Here is a 13,724-nt window from a genome sequence, read left to right as displayed (position 1 = left end):
GTCACCCTTTGATCGGCTTGATAGCCAGGCCCTGGCGGTAGTTCATGACGATATCGATCGGCGTGACGCCGCCGCCGGCATTGATCGCGACCTTGGCATAGCTCGGTTTCAGGCTGGTGAGCGACAAATTCGGATTGCGGGAAAAGCCGCCGCCATCGCTCCAGCCCGATTTGCCGTCGCCATTGGCATCGTGGCGGACCGCGACGGCATAACGCCCGGCCTTGGGCACCGCGATGCAAATGGGCTGCAACGCGGCCGATGCGGCAACCTCGACGCGACGAAGCTTTTTGCCCTTGGCGAGGAAATCGGCGGGATTGCTGCCGTAAAGCTGCACGCGAACCTTGCCCATCTTATTCTTAAGACCGGTGACTTTCACCAATATGGCGGGGCCGCCCTTCCTGCACGATGCCGCATCCGGACCAACGGCGGCCGGTGCGGCGGCCGGAACCGCGGCAAAGGAAGCCGCCATTGCAAGGGACACCAATTTGAACATGACCAAGACGCTCCTGGAAGCTATAGCCACTCGCCTATTGGCGTCGCGGCAGAGTTGACTCAGCCCCCTGCGCTTCCAAAGTGGGTGAAGGTTGCGGCCAAAATGTGGTCAAGGGGCGTCAAAAGTTGAAAATCGCCACCCAAATCGACAGGTACATCGCGCGCCTGATCGCCGTGCCGCTCATCGCGACGCTCGTGCTGGCCGCGATGCTGCTGCTGCTCGACAAGATGCTGCGCCTGTTCGACTTCGTGGTGACGGAGGGCGGACCGGTCGGCATCGTGTGGAAGATGCTGGCGAACCTCATACCCGAATATATGTCGCTCGGCATTCCGATCGGGCTGATGCTCGGCATCCTGCTCGCCTTTCGCAAGATCGCTCTGTCGTCGGAACTGGATACCTTGCGCGGCGTCGGGCTCGGCTATGGACGGCTGTTGCGCACGCCCTACGTCTATGCGCTGGCGTTGATGGCGCTGAACCTGGCCATCGTCGGCTTCATCCAGCCTTATGCGCGTTATGCCTATGAAGGACTGCGCTACGAGCTGCGCTCCGGCGCGCTCGGCGCATCGATCAAGGTTGGGGAATTCACCAATATCGGCCAGGGCATGACGCTGCGCATCGAGCGGAGCGACGACGAGGGGCGCCGCCTTCAGGGGATTTTCGTTCGCGCCGATACGAAGGACGGCAAGACGCTCGCGGTTACCGCAGCGGAAGGGCGGTTCCTCGGTACCGACGATCCGGACACCATCCTCCTGCGCCTGCGCGATGGCCGCCTGGTCCACGACGCACCCGATTATCGCGTGCCGCGCGTCTTAAGTTTCGCCAATCACGATCTGCCGATCAGCCTCCCGGTCATCGACGCCTTTCGGAAGCGGGGCGATGGGGATGCCGAACTGACGATCCCCGAACTCATCCGCATCGGCGGCAACGATGCCGTCAGCCGGGAACGGCGCGACAAGGTCCGCGCCAATTTTCATTTCCGGATGGTGGAAGTGGCGATGATGCTGCTCCTCCCCCTGCTCGCCGTGGCGCTCGCCGTGCCGCCGAAGCGCAGCACCTCGGGTCTCGGCATCTTTCTGTCGATCGTGATGGTCGTCACCTACCACAAGGTGAATCAATATGGGGAGCAGATGGGCGCGCAAGGCCGGATCGACCCGATCATCGCCCTCTGGGTGCCATTCGCGATTTTCGCGGCGCTGATCCTCTGGATGTACTGGACGCTGGCGCATAAGCCTGGGGGGCAGCCGATCGGCGCGCTCGAGAAAGCGGCGTCGAAGGCGGCAAAGGGCATCAGCTCCATCTTGCGCATCCGCAGGCGGGAGGTGGCGGCATGATGAACGTCCATTTCTTCCCGTCTAAACGAATCGCTTTCTATATGGCGAAGCTGTTCGTCCTGCGCAGCCTCGCCGTGCTGGCGGCGCTCGTCATCGTCCTCCAGACCCTGGATCTATTGGGCGAATCCGGGAAGATTTTGGCGGTGCCGGGCAATGGCGACGCCGATCTCTGGCGCTATGTGTCGCTTCGCATTCCGCAGCTCATTTCCCGCTTTCTGCCTTTTTCCGTGCTGCTCGGCACGCTCATCACGCTCGCCACGCTCAACCAGAATAGCGAAGTGGTGAGCATGAAGGCGGCGGGCATATCGGCGCATCAGATCATCGCGCCGCTCATTCTCGCCAGTGTCGGCATCGCCGCCCTCACATTCCTGTTTCAGGAACGGATCGTCACGCGCGCGACGGCCGAACTCAACAGCTGGTCGAAGGCGGATTATGCGCGGCTGCCCCCGAAAAGCGGAATCCTCAACGACGTTTGGGTGCGGCAGGGCGACGACATCGTCCTCGCCCGCCGCGTCCAGGGCCGCGGCGCGGCGACGCGGCTCTCCGGCGTCACCGTCTACGAGCGCGGCGACGGCACTCTGCAAACGATCATCAACGCGAAAAGCGGCGCACCCGTATCGGGTGGGTGGGAGCTGCGCGACGTGGAAACCTTTACCGTGGATTCCGGCACGACCGCGCGAGCGGACCGGGTGGTCTTGCCTCATAGCGCGGAGGCCGACCAATTCACGCTCGCCCGCGTCGATGCCGGCGAGATGGATTTCATGACCTTGAAGAAGGCCATCGCTGACCTGCAGATTGCCGGCCGCCCGACCGGCCCGCTGGAAGCGGGCCTGTGGCATAAATTGTCGGGCCCGTTATCCGCCGTCCTGATGCCGCTGCTCGCGGGCATCGCGGCATTCGGCCTCGCCCGGTCCGGTCAGCTTTTCCTGCGGGCGGTCACCGGCATGGCATTGGGTTTCGCCTATTTCGTCGTCGACAATTTCGCGCTCGCCATGGGCAATTTCGGCGCCTACCCGCCGCTTCTCGCCGCCTGGGCGCCCTTTTTCCTGTTCCTCCTGATCGGCGAAGCGGTGCTGGTGAGGACCGAGGAGTAAGTACGAAGAAAGCCGGTGCGCCTCATCGGCAACACCCGCGTAAATCCGCACTTTCGTCCTACTTCTGCCTTATTGCCAATTCATGACGAAGGCACATATGGGCCCGCATAAGGTGGCAACACCGTTAGGGCTGACACATGAAGGATTTGCCGTGAAAATCGCCGAAACAGCGCGCCCCGGTTTCTGGAATCGGTCGCACCATCTGGACAGAATGACCTTGAAGGAGCTGGTGGTCGCCTATTTCCAATATCCGGCCATCATTGCCTATCTGCTGCTGTCCGCCGCCGCGCTCGGGCTGTTTGTATGGCGCCCGGCGCCGCTTATGCCTTCGCTTCTGGCCGTGGCGGTGGCGATGCTGGCTTATCCGCTGGCCTGGTACGCCTTGCATCGCTGGGTGCTGCACAGCCGCTGGATGTTCAAGGTGCCCGCGCTCGCCGCGACCTGGAAGCGCATTCATTACGATCACCACCAGGATCCGAACCACCTCGAAGTGTTGTTCGGCGCGCTGCACACAACATTGCCGACGATCGCATTCGTCACCGCTCCGATCGGCTATGCCATAGGCAGCTATTGGAATGCGGGCATTGGCGGCGCGGCCCTCGCCTTCGCGACGGGCCTTCTCACCACGTGCTTCTATGAATTCTGCCACTGCATCCAGCACCTCGCCTACAAGCCGAAGTCGAAGTGGCTGGCCGAGATGAAGAAGCGGCACATGGCCCACCATTTCCACGACGAAAATGGCAATTACGGCATCACCACCTTCTTTTGGGATAAGCTGTTGGGCACGTTCTACGACCGCGCGGACCGTCCTGAAAAGAGCCCGACCGTCTTTAACCTCGGTTATACACCGGAAGTGGCCCGGCAATATCCGAAGGTTGCACAGCTTTCAGGCGGCGTCGTGACGGGTCACCCCCGCCGGCGCGGCTGATGGCATCCTTGAATAGATTGATTTCCGAGGCGCAACGAAGTTGCGCCTCGTCCGTTTTCGGGGCGATGAAATCTAGCCGATCCTGTGCGGCAATTGCCGCTGCCGCTTGTGCCGCCTTAGGCTCCACACCCGCATTTGCTCAGAATAGCGATGACAGCACGCGCGTCCGCATCGGCCTTGGCGCACAATTCGTGCCGAGTTATCCCGGTGCCGACGATGTCAGCTTCCGTCCGCTCTGGGACATTGGCCGGGCGCGCGGCGAAGAGGTTTTCGGTTTCGAGGCGCCGGACGAAAGTTTCGGAATTCCCCTGATCAGCACCAATAGGCTCGAAATCGGTCCCGTCCTGAATTACGAGGGCAGCCGCAAGCCGGACGAGGTCGGCGTGCCGCTCGACAAGGTGAAAGCCACGTTCGAGGCCGGCCTGTCCGCCGATTATTATCTCACCGACTCCTTTCGCCTGCGCGGCGAAGCCAGGCGCGGCCTTGGCGGGCATGATGGATGGATCGGCGTCGCCAGCGCGGATTACGTCCTGCGCGACGGCGACTCTTATCTCTTCTCCATCGGCCCGCGCTTGACGGTCGCCAACGCGCGCTATCATCGCGCCTATTTTGGGGTCAAGCCGGACGAGAGCGCCGCGACCGGCCTTTCTCCTTACCGTCCGGACGGCGGCATTCAGGCGGCAGGCGTGTCGGCGAGCTTCCTCTATCAACTTACCCCCAAATGGGGCGTCTACAGCTACGCCAAATATGACCGGCTGGTCGGCGAAGCGGCGGATTCGCCCATCGTTCACACTTATGGTTCACGCGACCAATTTTCCGGCGGTCTTGCGCTTACCTATACTTTCAATTGGGATTGAACGGCACTTAGCCCCGATTGCATCAGTCACTTGCTTGGCATGTTGCGCCGGAGTGACAGCGTGGACTGCGGCGGCTAGGAAAAGGCCATGAGCGACCTCATCATCAGTCCGGTCCGCGGCAAGGCCGACCGCAAGACCTTCGTCGATTTCGCGTGGGACGTTTATGCAAGCGACCCCCATTGGGTGCCGCCGCTGAAGGACGAAGTCCATGGCCTACTCGATCCAAGGAAGAATCCATGGTTCGAGCATGCGGAGGCCGAATTTTTTCTTGCGATGCGCGATGGCAAGGTGGTCGGCCGCATCTCTGCGCAGGTTGACCGGCTGGTGCTCGACACGATGGGTGCCGGCATCGGCCAATGGGGGATGTTCGAAGCGCTGGATGCGGAGAGCGCGGGTGCCTTGATCCGCACAGCCGAGGATTGGCTGCGCCGCAAAGGCATGACCCGGGCATTGGGCCCGTTCAGCCTGTCGATCTGGGACGAACCGGGCTTGCTGGTCGAAGGCTTCGATCATGCGCCGACCGTGATGATGGGCCATCATCGTCCCGCTTATGCGCCGTGGATCGAGGCCGCCGGATATGCGGGCGTCAAGGATCTCTACACTTACGATCTCGATATCACGGGGAATTTCCCGCCGCTCGTCGAGCGCATCGTTTCAAGCGGGGAGCGAAACCCGCGCATCCGCATCCGCAAGGTCGACAAATCCCGCTTTGCCGAGGAAGCGGCGCTGATCCTCGGTATTCTCAACGATGCCTGGTCGGACAATTGGGGCTTCATTCCGCTGACCGACGCGGAAATCGCCTATGCGGGCAAGAAGCTGAAGCCGATCGTGTTCGAAGACCTGATCCGCATCGCCGAAGTCGAGGGCGAGCCGGTCGCTTTCATGATCACCCTCCCGGATTTGAACGAACTGACCCGCGACCTCAACGGCAACCTTTTGCCGTTCGGTTGGGCGAAATTGCTCTGGCGCTTGCGCAAGCCGCAGGTGCGGACGATGCGCGTGCCGCTGATGGGCGTCGTCAAGCGTCTTCAGGCCAGTCGCCTTGCCAGCCAATTGGCCTTCATGATGATCGAATATATCCGGCGCGACTCCGTCCGTCATTATGGCGCATCCCGTGGCGAGATCGGTTGGATCCTGGACGACAATCAGGGCATGAAATCGATCGCCGAGATGCTCGATAGCCGGATCAACAAGGTCTACAGGATCTACGAAAAGGCGCTGTGAGCCGCCGCGTTCAGGCCCCGTCCACTTTGCTGGGAACACAGGAGGCCTGACACGAAGGGGAGTAGCGCCGTTGAATCTGGTTCGGGCAGGTCTTTGCATGATCCTCGCGGCAGCCCCGGCTTCCGCGAGCGCCCAGGAAGTTTCCCCCAATACGCCGCAGCGAACCATCAACATTACCGTCTATGGCGACGATGCTTGCCCCAAGGCCGAAAGCGAAGATGAAATCGTGGTGTGCGGACGGCGTCCCGAAGGCGACCGCTATCGCATTCCCAAGGCGCTGCGCGACGATCCGGCGAACCTGTCCGCGACATCCTGGACGACGCAGATGGAAGCCCTGGATCAAGACATGCGCTACACCCGGCCCGACAGCTGCTCCGCCGTGGGCAGCTTCGGCCAGACGGGCTGTTTCCAGGAACGTATCCGCCAGTGGCGGGCGGAGCGGCGCCAGAGCCGCTAGGCCTCCGGAGAATTTCAGTCGCGATTGCGTCGCCGATAATCTTCCACCGCGCACTGAGCTTCCATCGTGGAAATGGCCTTGGGTGTGAGGTCGGCGTCTGGATCGCTTCCTTCAAAAGCCTCAATCTTGCCGGCAAGACACTTTTTGATAGGGCCTGAAACGGCGTAATGAGGGCGGTATTCCGAACCGCTTAAATACCATGCTCCCGCCGCAAGGGCGGCTGCGGCCAAGACGCAGCCCAGTTCCTTCTTCTCCTTGCGATCACGCGGTTCATCGCTGGTCACAATTCAATAATCGTCCAGAACAATCCAAGTCGCGGCGTGATCCGAGGCTTTTTCGCGCCCGCGATACTCCTTGTCGACACCGGCATCCGTCATCCGGTCTGCCGCCTGCGGGCTGAGGAGCAAGTGATCGATCCGGAAACCGGCATCCCGCTGCCACGCACCCGCCGTATAGTCCCAGAAGGTGTAGACGGCGCCCACAGGATAGCGGACGCGGATCGCATCGGTCCAACCTTGGTGGACGAGCGTGCGAAAGGCGGCGCGGCTTTCCGGCTGCATCAGCGCATCCTTCGCCATGGCACGGACCGAAAAGACATCGTCATGATGCTCGGTCGGGATGACGTTGTAATCCCCGGCCAGCACCACCGGAATTTCTTCCTCCAGCAAATTCCGGGCATGAGCGGCCAGCCGGTCGAACCAAGCGAGCTTGTAGGTGAATTTCTCCGTCCCCACCGGATTGCCGTTGGGCAGATAGATGCTGCCGATGACGATGCCGTTCACGGTCGCCTCGATATAGCGGCTATGCGTGTCGTCGGGATCGCCGGGAAGGCCGGTGCGGCGCAGCTCCGGCTCCACATCACGAGCGAGGATCGCGACCCCGTTAAAGCCCTTCTGCCCGTGCCAGACCGCGCCATATCCCGCCGCTTCGATGTCCGCGATCGGGAAGTTGTCGTCGTCGCACTTCAACTCCTGAAGGCAGACGGCATCGGGCTTCTGCTCGTCCAACCACTCGACCAACCGGGGCAGACGCGCGCGGATGCCGTTCACATTATAGGTCGCGATCTTCATGGCGCTTGCTTAACCGGCACGAGCGGCAAGCGCAAAGCTAGATCGAAAAGCTCGTGCCGCAGCCGCAACCGGACGCGGCGTTGGGATTGACGACCTGAAAGGAAGCGCCGCCCAGCGACTCGACGTAATCGACCGCAGAGCCGCGCAGAAGATCGAGGCTGACCGGATCGACCACGAGGGTCACCCCATCCCGGCTGGCCGCAATGTCGTCGGCCTCCACCGCCTCGGCAAGAGCGAAGCGATATTGGAAACCCGCACAACCGCCGCCGTCGACGGCGAGGCGCAGAATGGCGGGCTTGTCCTGCCGCTGCGCGATGGCCGCAACGCGGGCCGCCGCGGACGGCGTCAGGGAAATTTCGGGCGTTCCGGTCATGATCCCAAGATAAGGCATGAAAGGGTGGCTCACAAGCGGCCCGGCGCTTGTCAGACTCTCTCGCAAGCGGCATAGGGGCGGCATTCCAAAACAGGAGCGCTCACGCATGAAGGTTCGCGTCTACGTCACGCTGAAAAACGGCGTTCTCGATCCGCAGGGCAAGGCCATTCACCACGCCCTTGAAGGCCTGGGCTTTTCCGGCGTCAACGATGTGCGCCAGGGCAAGATGATCGAACTGGACGTGGACGACGCCGTTTCGGACGGCGACATCGAGGGGATGTGCAAAAAGCTCCTCGCCAACACCGTCATCGAAAATTTCCGCATCGAACGCCAGGCGGCCTGAAGGAACCAAGCCCCATGAAAAGCGCCGTCATCGTCTTTCCAGGCTCCAATTGCGACCGCGACCTCCAGGTCGCGCTGCGCGAGGTGAGCGGGCACGAACCGGCGATGATCTGGCACAGGGAAACGGCGCTTCCCGCTGGGCTCGACCTGATCGCCGTGCCGGGCGGCTTTTCCTATGGCGACTATCTCCGCTCCGGCGCGATGGCCGCCAATTCGCCGGTCATGCGCGCGGTGAAGGATGCGGCGGACAAGGGCGTCTCCGTCCTCGGCATCTGCAACGGCTTCCAGATCCTGACCGAAGCCGGAATGCTGCCAGGCGCATTGATGCGCAACGCCAACCTGTCCTTCGTCTGCCGCGACGTGAATTTGAAGGTCGAGAACAGCCAATCTGCCTTCACCAGCCGTTACGAAGCGGGGGAAGAGATCGTGATCCCCGTCGCGCATCACGATGGCAATTACACGGCGGATGACGATGTATTGGACCGCCTGGAAGGCGAAGGCCGCGTCGCCTTCCGTTACAATTGCACGGTCAACGGCTCCAAGCGCGACATTGCGGGCATCCTCAACGAGGCGGGCAACGTCCTTGGCATGATGCCGCACCCCGAACGGATGATCGAACCCGCCCATGGCCGCACCGACGGCCGCCGCCTGTTCGAAGGTCTCGTGGAGAGCCTCGCCTGACATGCCGATCAGGGCGGAGAGCTGCGCCGACTGCCCTGTTCGCGATTCGGCTATCTGCGCGGCGCTCGACGCACAGGAATTGGCCGAGCTTGCCGCCATTGGCCAAACTCGCGATTTCAAGAAAGGCGACACGATCTTCGCTTTGCGGGAGGATCATTATGTCTGCGCGACCATCGTTTCCGGCGCGGCCAAGGTGGCGTCGATCGACGCGAACGGCATAGAGCGGATCGTCGCGCTCCTCCATCCAGCCGGCTTTCTCGGCCAGCTTTTCGCAACTACCACGCAGCATGAGGTGACGGCCATTGCGGACAGCCGCTTATGCTTGTTCCCCAAGGGCGGTTTCGAGCGCGTCATGGAACGTCATCCAGCGCTCACCCGCTCAATTCTCGAGCGGACTTATGCCGAGCTCGACAGGTCTCGCGCCCTCACCGATCTAATCGGGCGGCGCGATGTGAAGGCGCGGCTCGCAGGATTGTTGCTGGCGCTAGCGCGCGCCGCCTCTCCTTCTCCGTGCGGCAATGCGGCTGAGTTTGATCTGCCGCTCTCCCGCGAGGAAATGGCGAGCCTGATCGGCACCACCATCGAGACCGTAAGCCGTCGCCTGACCAGCATGGAACAAGACGGCATCATCGCGCGGAAAGGTGCCCGCGGATTGATCATCCGCGACACCCCTTCCCTCATGCGCCTCGCGGCCTGATCGTCAAAGCGTTGCCTTGACGATGGCGAAGGCCATGGCGAGGCCGACCATCAGCGCGGGCAGCACCACGATTTGGGCAAGCGCCTGTCCCGCGGTAAATTTGCCTGTGATACATTCGATGCCCTCGTCCATGAATTCGGCCCAGCTCTGCTTGCGAAGCCCGTCATCCGGTGCAACCCGGCTCCACCAGGCGGGGGTTACGAAGAGCGAAAGAATGCCGATGACGACGATGGCCGCGGGCACTTTCATGTCATTCCCCATGAAGGCGGTCATCAATATGCCGGCGAAGGAAAGATAGGCACCAAGCAGCATGGCGTGGACCGCCGGGTGGATGTCGAACGGACGCTCTCCCCGGTTCCTTTGGCCGGCGACCGGAACGATATTGGCATTTTCACGGAGCCGGGCGGCTGGCTGATGGACCGACATGGCAAACTCCTTCTCTTCTGATGAGCAGGAATTACCCTTGCCGCCGGCCTTGCGCTTTGACGGGCGTCAAAATCCGCGACTGGCCGCTTCGTGTCTAGCCTTTCCAATAATTTGCGATCGCCGGGCCGTGCAGGGACGTCAGAGCGCCGTCTTGAACGGCGTGAAGTCGGTCGCTTCGTCGTAAATGTCGATGCCTTCGCGCTTCTTCAGCCAGCCGACGACGGCATAAGTGAAGGGCGTCAGCAGCGCCTCCCAACCCACTTTCAGCGCGAATTGGGTGAGGAGGACGATGACGAGCGTCCCGTTATCCCAAACGCCGTAGAAAGCGAGCGGATAGAATATGATGCTGTCGATCCCCTGCCCCACCACCGTCGAGCCGATCGTGCGGGTCCAAAGATGCCGCCCCTTCGTCCACACCTTCATGCGCGCAAGCACGTAGGAATTGGCGAACTCCCCCGCCCAAAACGCAACGATCGAAGCGAGGACGATGCGCGGCACCTGTCCGAACACTTGCTCATAAGCCGCCTGCCCCTGCCAGCTCGCGGCGGGAGGCAAGGCGACAACGATGGCGGCCATAGCCGCCATGAACAAAAGAGCCGCAAAGCCCGCCCAGATGCACCGCCGCGCGCGCGCATAGCCGTAGACTTCGGTCAGCACGTCGCCGATGACGTAGGAAATCGGGAAGAACAAGATGCCCGCGCCGAACGGCCATTCCCCCACCCCGGGCAGATCGATCACCGCCACCTTGCCCGCGCCAAGCACGTTGGAGAGGAGAAGGATGGTGACGAATGCCGCCATCACGAAATCGAAACTGCGCAAATTGCGCCCGCTGACGGCACCGCTGTCGACCGCCTGAATATCGCCCCCATTCATGCCTGTTCGATTAGCGCAGTTTCGCTCCGTCGCAAAGCACGCTAGAGCAGCCGCAACGCGCCCGTAGCTCAGTTGGATAGAGCACGAGCCTTCTAAGCTTGGGGCCGCAGGTTCGAATCCTGCCGGGCGCGCCACCCATTATTATGGCGCTAACGCATTCAAGACCTGAATTCGGTCGTGCGCTGACCCGGGCCAACGTTATCCGCTCGCGCTCAACAATTCCCGCCGCTGTCAGAACGTGGCGGCTAAGCCGACATGTCCCCGGGATTTATCGCCGTTATTGATGCTTTCGCTGATCTGAAAACCCCAAGAAGCGCGCAGCGACAGGTGGCGACCAATGCCGACATCGATTCCGGCACCGGCGCTCATGACGTCGTTCCAACTTTGCTCTCCCGCGAGCCGGGAACGGTTGCCGAAGACCGCGGTGTCGAGAAACAGGTAGGGGCGCAACCGCGTCTGGCGTCTTTCGAGCATCGGAGTGCCGAGTTCGTTCCGCAACACGAAGCCGCGATCGCCGTAAAAGCGGCCCTCGTCGAAGCCCCGGACGCTGCTCCAGCCGCCGACCGAAAGCTGCTCCGAACCGACGAGCGCCGCCGTCGAGAGCTGCGCCCGCAGCGCGTTCGTCAGGGTGAAGCCGGCGGGAAGCCGCGTCTGCCGGTCCAGGCTCAGGCGCAGCACCGCGTAAGTGGCATCCGCGCCGACCCGGGTGGCGGCGAATGTTTCGTCATTGTTGCGGCCGGTCAGCCCGCCGGGGCTGAGAGTGAGGTTCGCGCCGACCGCCGTGCCGCCGCGATTGTCCTCGAACTGGCCGCGCCAGCCGATCGTCGCCTGGGCGACGTCGACCGTATTGTCGTTGAGCGGCAGATCGGCGAAACGGAAGTTGTTGTTCGATTGCTTGAATTCGAACCCGACAATCAGCACCTGGCCGCGCGGCAGCGGCACTTCGTAATTGGCCGCCGCCGACCAGGAATAGCCGTCGAGCGTGAACGGATCGGGCAGATCGCCCTTGATGTCGGCATAGCTCGCCGAAACATTCAGAATGTGCCGCCACGGCAGGAAGCTCTGAAAGCCGAGCGAATGCGCCACAGTCTTCTCGAAATCCGGACTCGCGGAAAGCTGGTAGCTCAGGATGTCGCCGCGTCCGAAGGCATTGCCCCAGGTGAAGGCGGCCCCGACGCGCAGCGGATCGGTCTGATCGGTGCCGGTGTCATCGAGGGTCGCGCTCACCGACCAGGGGCGCTTTTCCTCCACCGCCAGCGTCAGATCGACGGTGCCGAACGATCCGCCGGGCGCCGCGACGACGTTCGCCTCGCGGAAGGAATTGCGGTTGATCCAGGCGATGTCGGCATCGAGCCGCGCCTTGTCCACCGGCTCGCCCGGCGGCTGCGTCATGGCGTTGCGATAGCCTGCCTCGTTGAACTTTTTGGCCCCGACGACGCGAAGGTCGCCCATCCGCCCTTCGACGACAAGCAGCTGGACCACGCCATTCGCGGCATTCTGGTCGGGCAGCGCTGCGATGGCGAACGGCTGCGGACTGGCGGCGATCGCCGCGTTCGCGGCATTGACCATTTCAGCCAGCGTGGCGCTGTCCAGATTGCGCCCGACATAGGGTTCGAGAGCGGCCTTCAGCCGGTCGCCGGCCGGCGGCGGCAGACGGCTGGCATCGACGCCTGTAACCGGGCCGGTCCACCCGGTCACAGCCGCCTGCGCGGGATCGGGAAGCATGACGATGCCACCTATGGCTTCGACAGCCGGATCCCCAGTGGGGTCAGCAGGCGTCGCCACGTTAGCGGCGGAAGCGGCCACGCCATGTCCGTTCTCCTTAACGCGCTCGGCGGATTCAGCCGGTGTTGTGGAAATAGCGGCGAAGGTCAGCAAGGAAGACAACATCATGTTCACTGTCTCTGCCCTACTATCTTGGAGAGATAATCGCCAAGAACCGCAGTGGTTATTTCCGAAGCCTTTGGCGGATTGAGCAGCAGGTCGCTCAATCGCGCTTCAACCGCACGTTGGCGTTCTTCGAGGCCACTCGGGCTTATATCGGTCAGGCCGATCAGGCCGACCAAGGGAGAGTTCTGCTGACGGGTATCCCGTGCAGCATATATGGCCTGCAGCTCTTTCTGAGCATCTTTAATCGCTTCCTGCCGCGCTCCCTCGGCGAGATAAGCAATGAAGTCTGCCTCCTGCTGTGTTCGTGCGGACATCGGCTTCTTGAGGATGGAACTGATCACATTCTTGCCTTCCGTCACGGGCCAATCCCTACGCCCTTGGTCAAGCATCTCATTGATTGCAGCCGGGGTCGCATACGAAAATGTCGCCGAAAGACTTTGCCGGGCCAGCTCCTCATCCCATGGCCGAATCAAGCCGATTGGCAGGCCCCATTGACCGAGCTTAGTCTGTCGATAGCGCCGCATGGACTCGGCGACGGCGAGGGCAGTGTCGCGCTGCCTGCTGAGCCAGTCATTGACATAGGCGAGTACATCCTGATCGATGGACGGCGGCGAACATTGCCTTCCCAGCGCTAGGCACTGGGTCACATAAAGCTCGGTGAGTTGATCGGCGGTAACCCGGTAGGCACTCAACAGGCCGGGCATCTGATCGAACGGGTATTTAGGCCCCGTCTGATCGATCAACACCGTCACCTTTAGATCGCCCATCGGCGTCCTGTTGATACTATTTTCGTCCATCACGACGATCGTCACTGGCGGCGGTGGCGGCGGTGGCGGAGGCACATAGGTAGCCGATATCGTCACGTTGCGCGTCGTCGCCGGCGCTCCCGAATTTACGGCATTATTGGCCGTCTGCCCGCTCGGCAGCCCGTTACCCCGCGGCGGCGGCGGTGGCGGCGGCGGCGGCGGCGGCGGCGGCGGCGGCGGCG

Annotated in this window: 16 protein-coding genes, 1 tRNA gene and 1 pseudogene; 10 read left to right on the top strand and 8 right to left on the bottom strand. The window is 62.3% G+C overall.

The window, feature by feature from the left end:
- Position 1 precedes the first annotated feature (1 nt).
- A complete protein-coding gene (locus IC614_RS00090; RefSeq protein ID WP_200971745.1) occupies positions 2–493 on the bottom strand; it encodes a DUF2141 domain-containing protein in 492 nt (163 codons plus the stop codon).
- A gap of 131 nt (positions 494–624) precedes the next feature.
- On the opposite strand from IC614_RS00090, the gene lptF reads away from it, so the two are divergent.
- The 6 genes from lptF (at position 625) to IC614_RS00060 (ending at position 6,384) form a co-directional block, all read left to right on the top strand.
- Positions 625–1,824, top strand: coding sequence for an LPS export ABC transporter permease LptF (gene lptF, locus IC614_RS00085; RefSeq protein ID WP_200973021.1), 1,200 nt, complete (start codon positions 625–627; stop codon positions 1,822–1,824).
- On the top strand, positions 1,821–2,918 hold the full coding sequence (gene lptG, locus IC614_RS00080; protein WP_200971744.1) for an LPS export ABC transporter permease LptG: 1,098 nt from the start codon (positions 1,821–1,823) through the stop codon (positions 2,916–2,918). The genes lptF and lptG overlap by 4 nt, the downstream gene beginning before the upstream one ends.
- Before the next feature lie 211 nt (positions 2,919–3,129).
- On the top strand, positions 3,130–3,846 hold the full coding sequence (locus IC614_RS00075; RefSeq protein WP_226372785.1) for a sterol desaturase family protein: 717 nt from the start codon (positions 3,130–3,132) through the stop codon (positions 3,844–3,846).
- Positions 3,847–4,037: 191 nt separating this feature from the next.
- The gene (locus IC614_RS00070; RefSeq protein WP_200971743.1) at positions 4,038–4,703 is read left to right on the top strand and encodes a MipA/OmpV family protein; all 666 of its coding nucleotides are present in this window, start codon (positions 4,038–4,040) and stop codon (positions 4,701–4,703) included.
- An 87-nt stretch (positions 4,704–4,790) separates the two neighbouring features.
- Positions 4,791–5,927, top strand: a complete 1,137-nt coding sequence (locus IC614_RS00065; RefSeq protein WP_200971742.1) for an N-acetyltransferase — start codon at positions 4,791–4,793, stop codon at positions 5,925–5,927.
- Between the two features lie 97 nt (positions 5,928–6,024).
- Positions 6,025–6,384, top strand: coding sequence for a hypothetical protein (locus tag IC614_RS00060; protein ID WP_200971741.1), 360 nt, complete (start codon positions 6,025–6,027; stop codon positions 6,382–6,384).
- 14 nt (positions 6,385–6,398) lie between these two features.
- Here the strand turns inward: IC614_RS00060 and IC614_RS00055 are convergent, their stop codons facing one another.
- From IC614_RS00055 to erpA, 3 genes are read right to left on the bottom strand one after another with little or no spacing between them, the layout of a single operon-like run.
- Positions 6,399–6,668 (bottom strand): hypothetical protein, encoded by a 270-nt coding sequence (locus IC614_RS00055; RefSeq protein WP_200971740.1) that lies wholly within the window; start codon positions 6,666–6,668, stop codon positions 6,399–6,401.
- Between the two features lie 3 nt (positions 6,669–6,671).
- Positions 6,672–7,454 (bottom strand): exodeoxyribonuclease III, encoded by a 783-nt coding sequence (gene xth / locus IC614_RS00050; protein WP_200971739.1) that lies wholly within the window; start codon positions 7,452–7,454, stop codon positions 6,672–6,674.
- Positions 7,455–7,491: 37 nt separating this feature from the next.
- Positions 7,492–7,827, bottom strand: a complete 336-nt coding sequence (erpA, locus tag IC614_RS00045) for an iron-sulfur cluster insertion protein ErpA (protein WP_200971738.1) — start codon at positions 7,825–7,827, stop codon at positions 7,492–7,494.
- Between the two features lie 106 nt (positions 7,828–7,933).
- On the opposite strand from erpA, the gene purS reads away from it, so the two are divergent.
- From purS to IC614_RS00030, 3 genes are read left to right on the top strand one after another with little or no spacing between them, the layout of a single operon-like run.
- Positions 7,934–8,170 carry a phosphoribosylformylglycinamidine synthase subunit PurS gene (purS, locus tag IC614_RS00040; RefSeq protein WP_200971737.1) on the top strand — a complete coding sequence of 79 codons (237 nt, stop codon included), beginning with the start codon at positions 7,934–7,936 and terminating at the stop codon, positions 8,168–8,170.
- Between the two features lie 14 nt (positions 8,171–8,184).
- Complete coding sequence (gene purQ, locus IC614_RS00035; protein ID WP_200971736.1) at positions 8,185–8,850, top strand: phosphoribosylformylglycinamidine synthase subunit PurQ; 666 nt, start codon at positions 8,185–8,187, stop codon at positions 8,848–8,850.
- Between the two features lies 1 nt (position 8,851).
- Positions 8,852–9,547: a Crp/Fnr family transcriptional regulator gene (locus tag IC614_RS00030; protein WP_200971735.1), complete on the top strand. Its 696-nt coding sequence runs from the start codon at positions 8,852–8,854 to the stop codon at positions 9,545–9,547.
- Positions 9,548–9,550: 3 nt separating this feature from the next.
- Here the strand turns inward: IC614_RS00030 and IC614_RS00025 are convergent, their stop codons facing one another.
- Together IC614_RS00025 and IC614_RS00020 are read right to left on the bottom strand one after the other, a co-directional pair.
- The gene (locus IC614_RS00025) at positions 9,551–9,973 is read right to left on the bottom strand and encodes a hypothetical protein (protein WP_200971734.1); all 423 of its coding nucleotides are present in this window, start codon (positions 9,971–9,973) and stop codon (positions 9,551–9,553) included.
- A gap of 138 nt (positions 9,974–10,111) precedes the next feature.
- The gene (locus IC614_RS00020; protein ID WP_200971733.1) at positions 10,112–10,846 is read right to left on the bottom strand and encodes a queuosine precursor transporter; all 735 of its coding nucleotides are present in this window, start codon (positions 10,844–10,846) and stop codon (positions 10,112–10,114) included.
- Between the two features lie 57 nt (positions 10,847–10,903).
- On the opposite strand from IC614_RS00020, the gene IC614_RS00015 reads away from it, so the two are divergent.
- Positions 10,904–10,980 (top strand) — tRNA-Arg (locus IC614_RS00015).
- Positions 10,981–11,077: 97 nt separating this feature from the next.
- On the opposite strand, the gene IC614_RS00010 is transcribed toward IC614_RS00015, so the two are convergent.
- Both IC614_RS00010 and IC614_RS00005 read right to left on the bottom strand, forming a co-directional pair.
- Positions 11,078–12,739 carry a ShlB/FhaC/HecB family hemolysin secretion/activation protein gene (locus IC614_RS00010; protein WP_226372784.1) on the bottom strand — a complete coding sequence of 554 codons (1,662 nt, stop codon included), beginning with the start codon at positions 12,737–12,739 and terminating at the stop codon, positions 11,078–11,080.
- Between the two features lie 2 nt (positions 12,740–12,741).
- A pseudogene (locus tag IC614_RS00005) lies at positions 12,742–13,724 on the bottom strand (hypothetical protein); the annotation flags it as partial.

This window comes from Sphingosinicella flava (assembly GCF_016025255.1).
GTDB lineage: Bacteria > Pseudomonadota > Alphaproteobacteria > Sphingomonadales > Sphingomonadaceae > Allosphingosinicella > Allosphingosinicella flava.
The sequence above is the reverse complement of the archived record's forward strand: the minus strand, read 5'-3'. Positions and strand labels throughout refer to the sequence as shown.

Coding starts and splice junctions, on each gene's coding strand:
- IC614_RS00090 (WP_200971745.1), bottom strand. CDS start 493: ATGTTCAAATTGGTGTCCCTTGCAATGGCGGCTTCCTTTGCCGCGGTT.
- erpA (WP_200971738.1), bottom strand. CDS start 7,827: ATGACCGGAACGCCCGAAATTTCCCTGACGCCGTCCGCGGCGGCCCGC.
- IC614_RS00075 (WP_226372785.1), top strand. CDS start 3,130: ATGACCTTGAAGGAGCTGGTGGTCGCCTATTTCCAATATCCGGCCATC.
- IC614_RS00020 (WP_200971733.1), bottom strand. CDS start 10,846: ATGAATGGGGGCGATATTCAGGCGGTCGACAGCGGTGCCGTCAGCGGG.
- purS (WP_200971737.1), top strand. CDS start 7,934: ATGAAGGTTCGCGTCTACGTCACGCTGAAAAACGGCGTTCTCGATCCG.
- IC614_RS00065 (WP_200971742.1), top strand. CDS start 4,791: ATGAGCGACCTCATCATCAGTCCGGTCCGCGGCAAGGCCGACCGCAAG.
- lptG (WP_200971744.1), top strand. CDS start 1,821: ATGATGAACGTCCATTTCTTCCCGTCTAAACGAATCGCTTTCTATATG.
- IC614_RS00010 (WP_226372784.1), bottom strand. CDS start 12,739: ATGATGTTGTCTTCCTTGCTGACCTTCGCCGCTATTTCCACAACACCG.
- IC614_RS00025 (WP_200971734.1), bottom strand. CDS start 9,973: ATGTCGGTCCATCAGCCAGCCGCCCGGCTCCGTGAAAATGCCAATATC.
- IC614_RS00060 (WP_200971741.1), top strand. CDS start 6,025: ATGATCCTCGCGGCAGCCCCGGCTTCCGCGAGCGCCCAGGAAGTTTCC.
- purQ (WP_200971736.1), top strand. CDS start 8,185: ATGAAAAGCGCCGTCATCGTCTTTCCAGGCTCCAATTGCGACCGCGAC.
- IC614_RS00030 (WP_200971735.1), top strand. CDS start 8,852: ATGCCGATCAGGGCGGAGAGCTGCGCCGACTGCCCTGTTCGCGATTCG.
- xth (WP_200971739.1), bottom strand. CDS start 7,454: ATGAAGATCGCGACCTATAATGTGAACGGCATCCGCGCGCGTCTGCCC.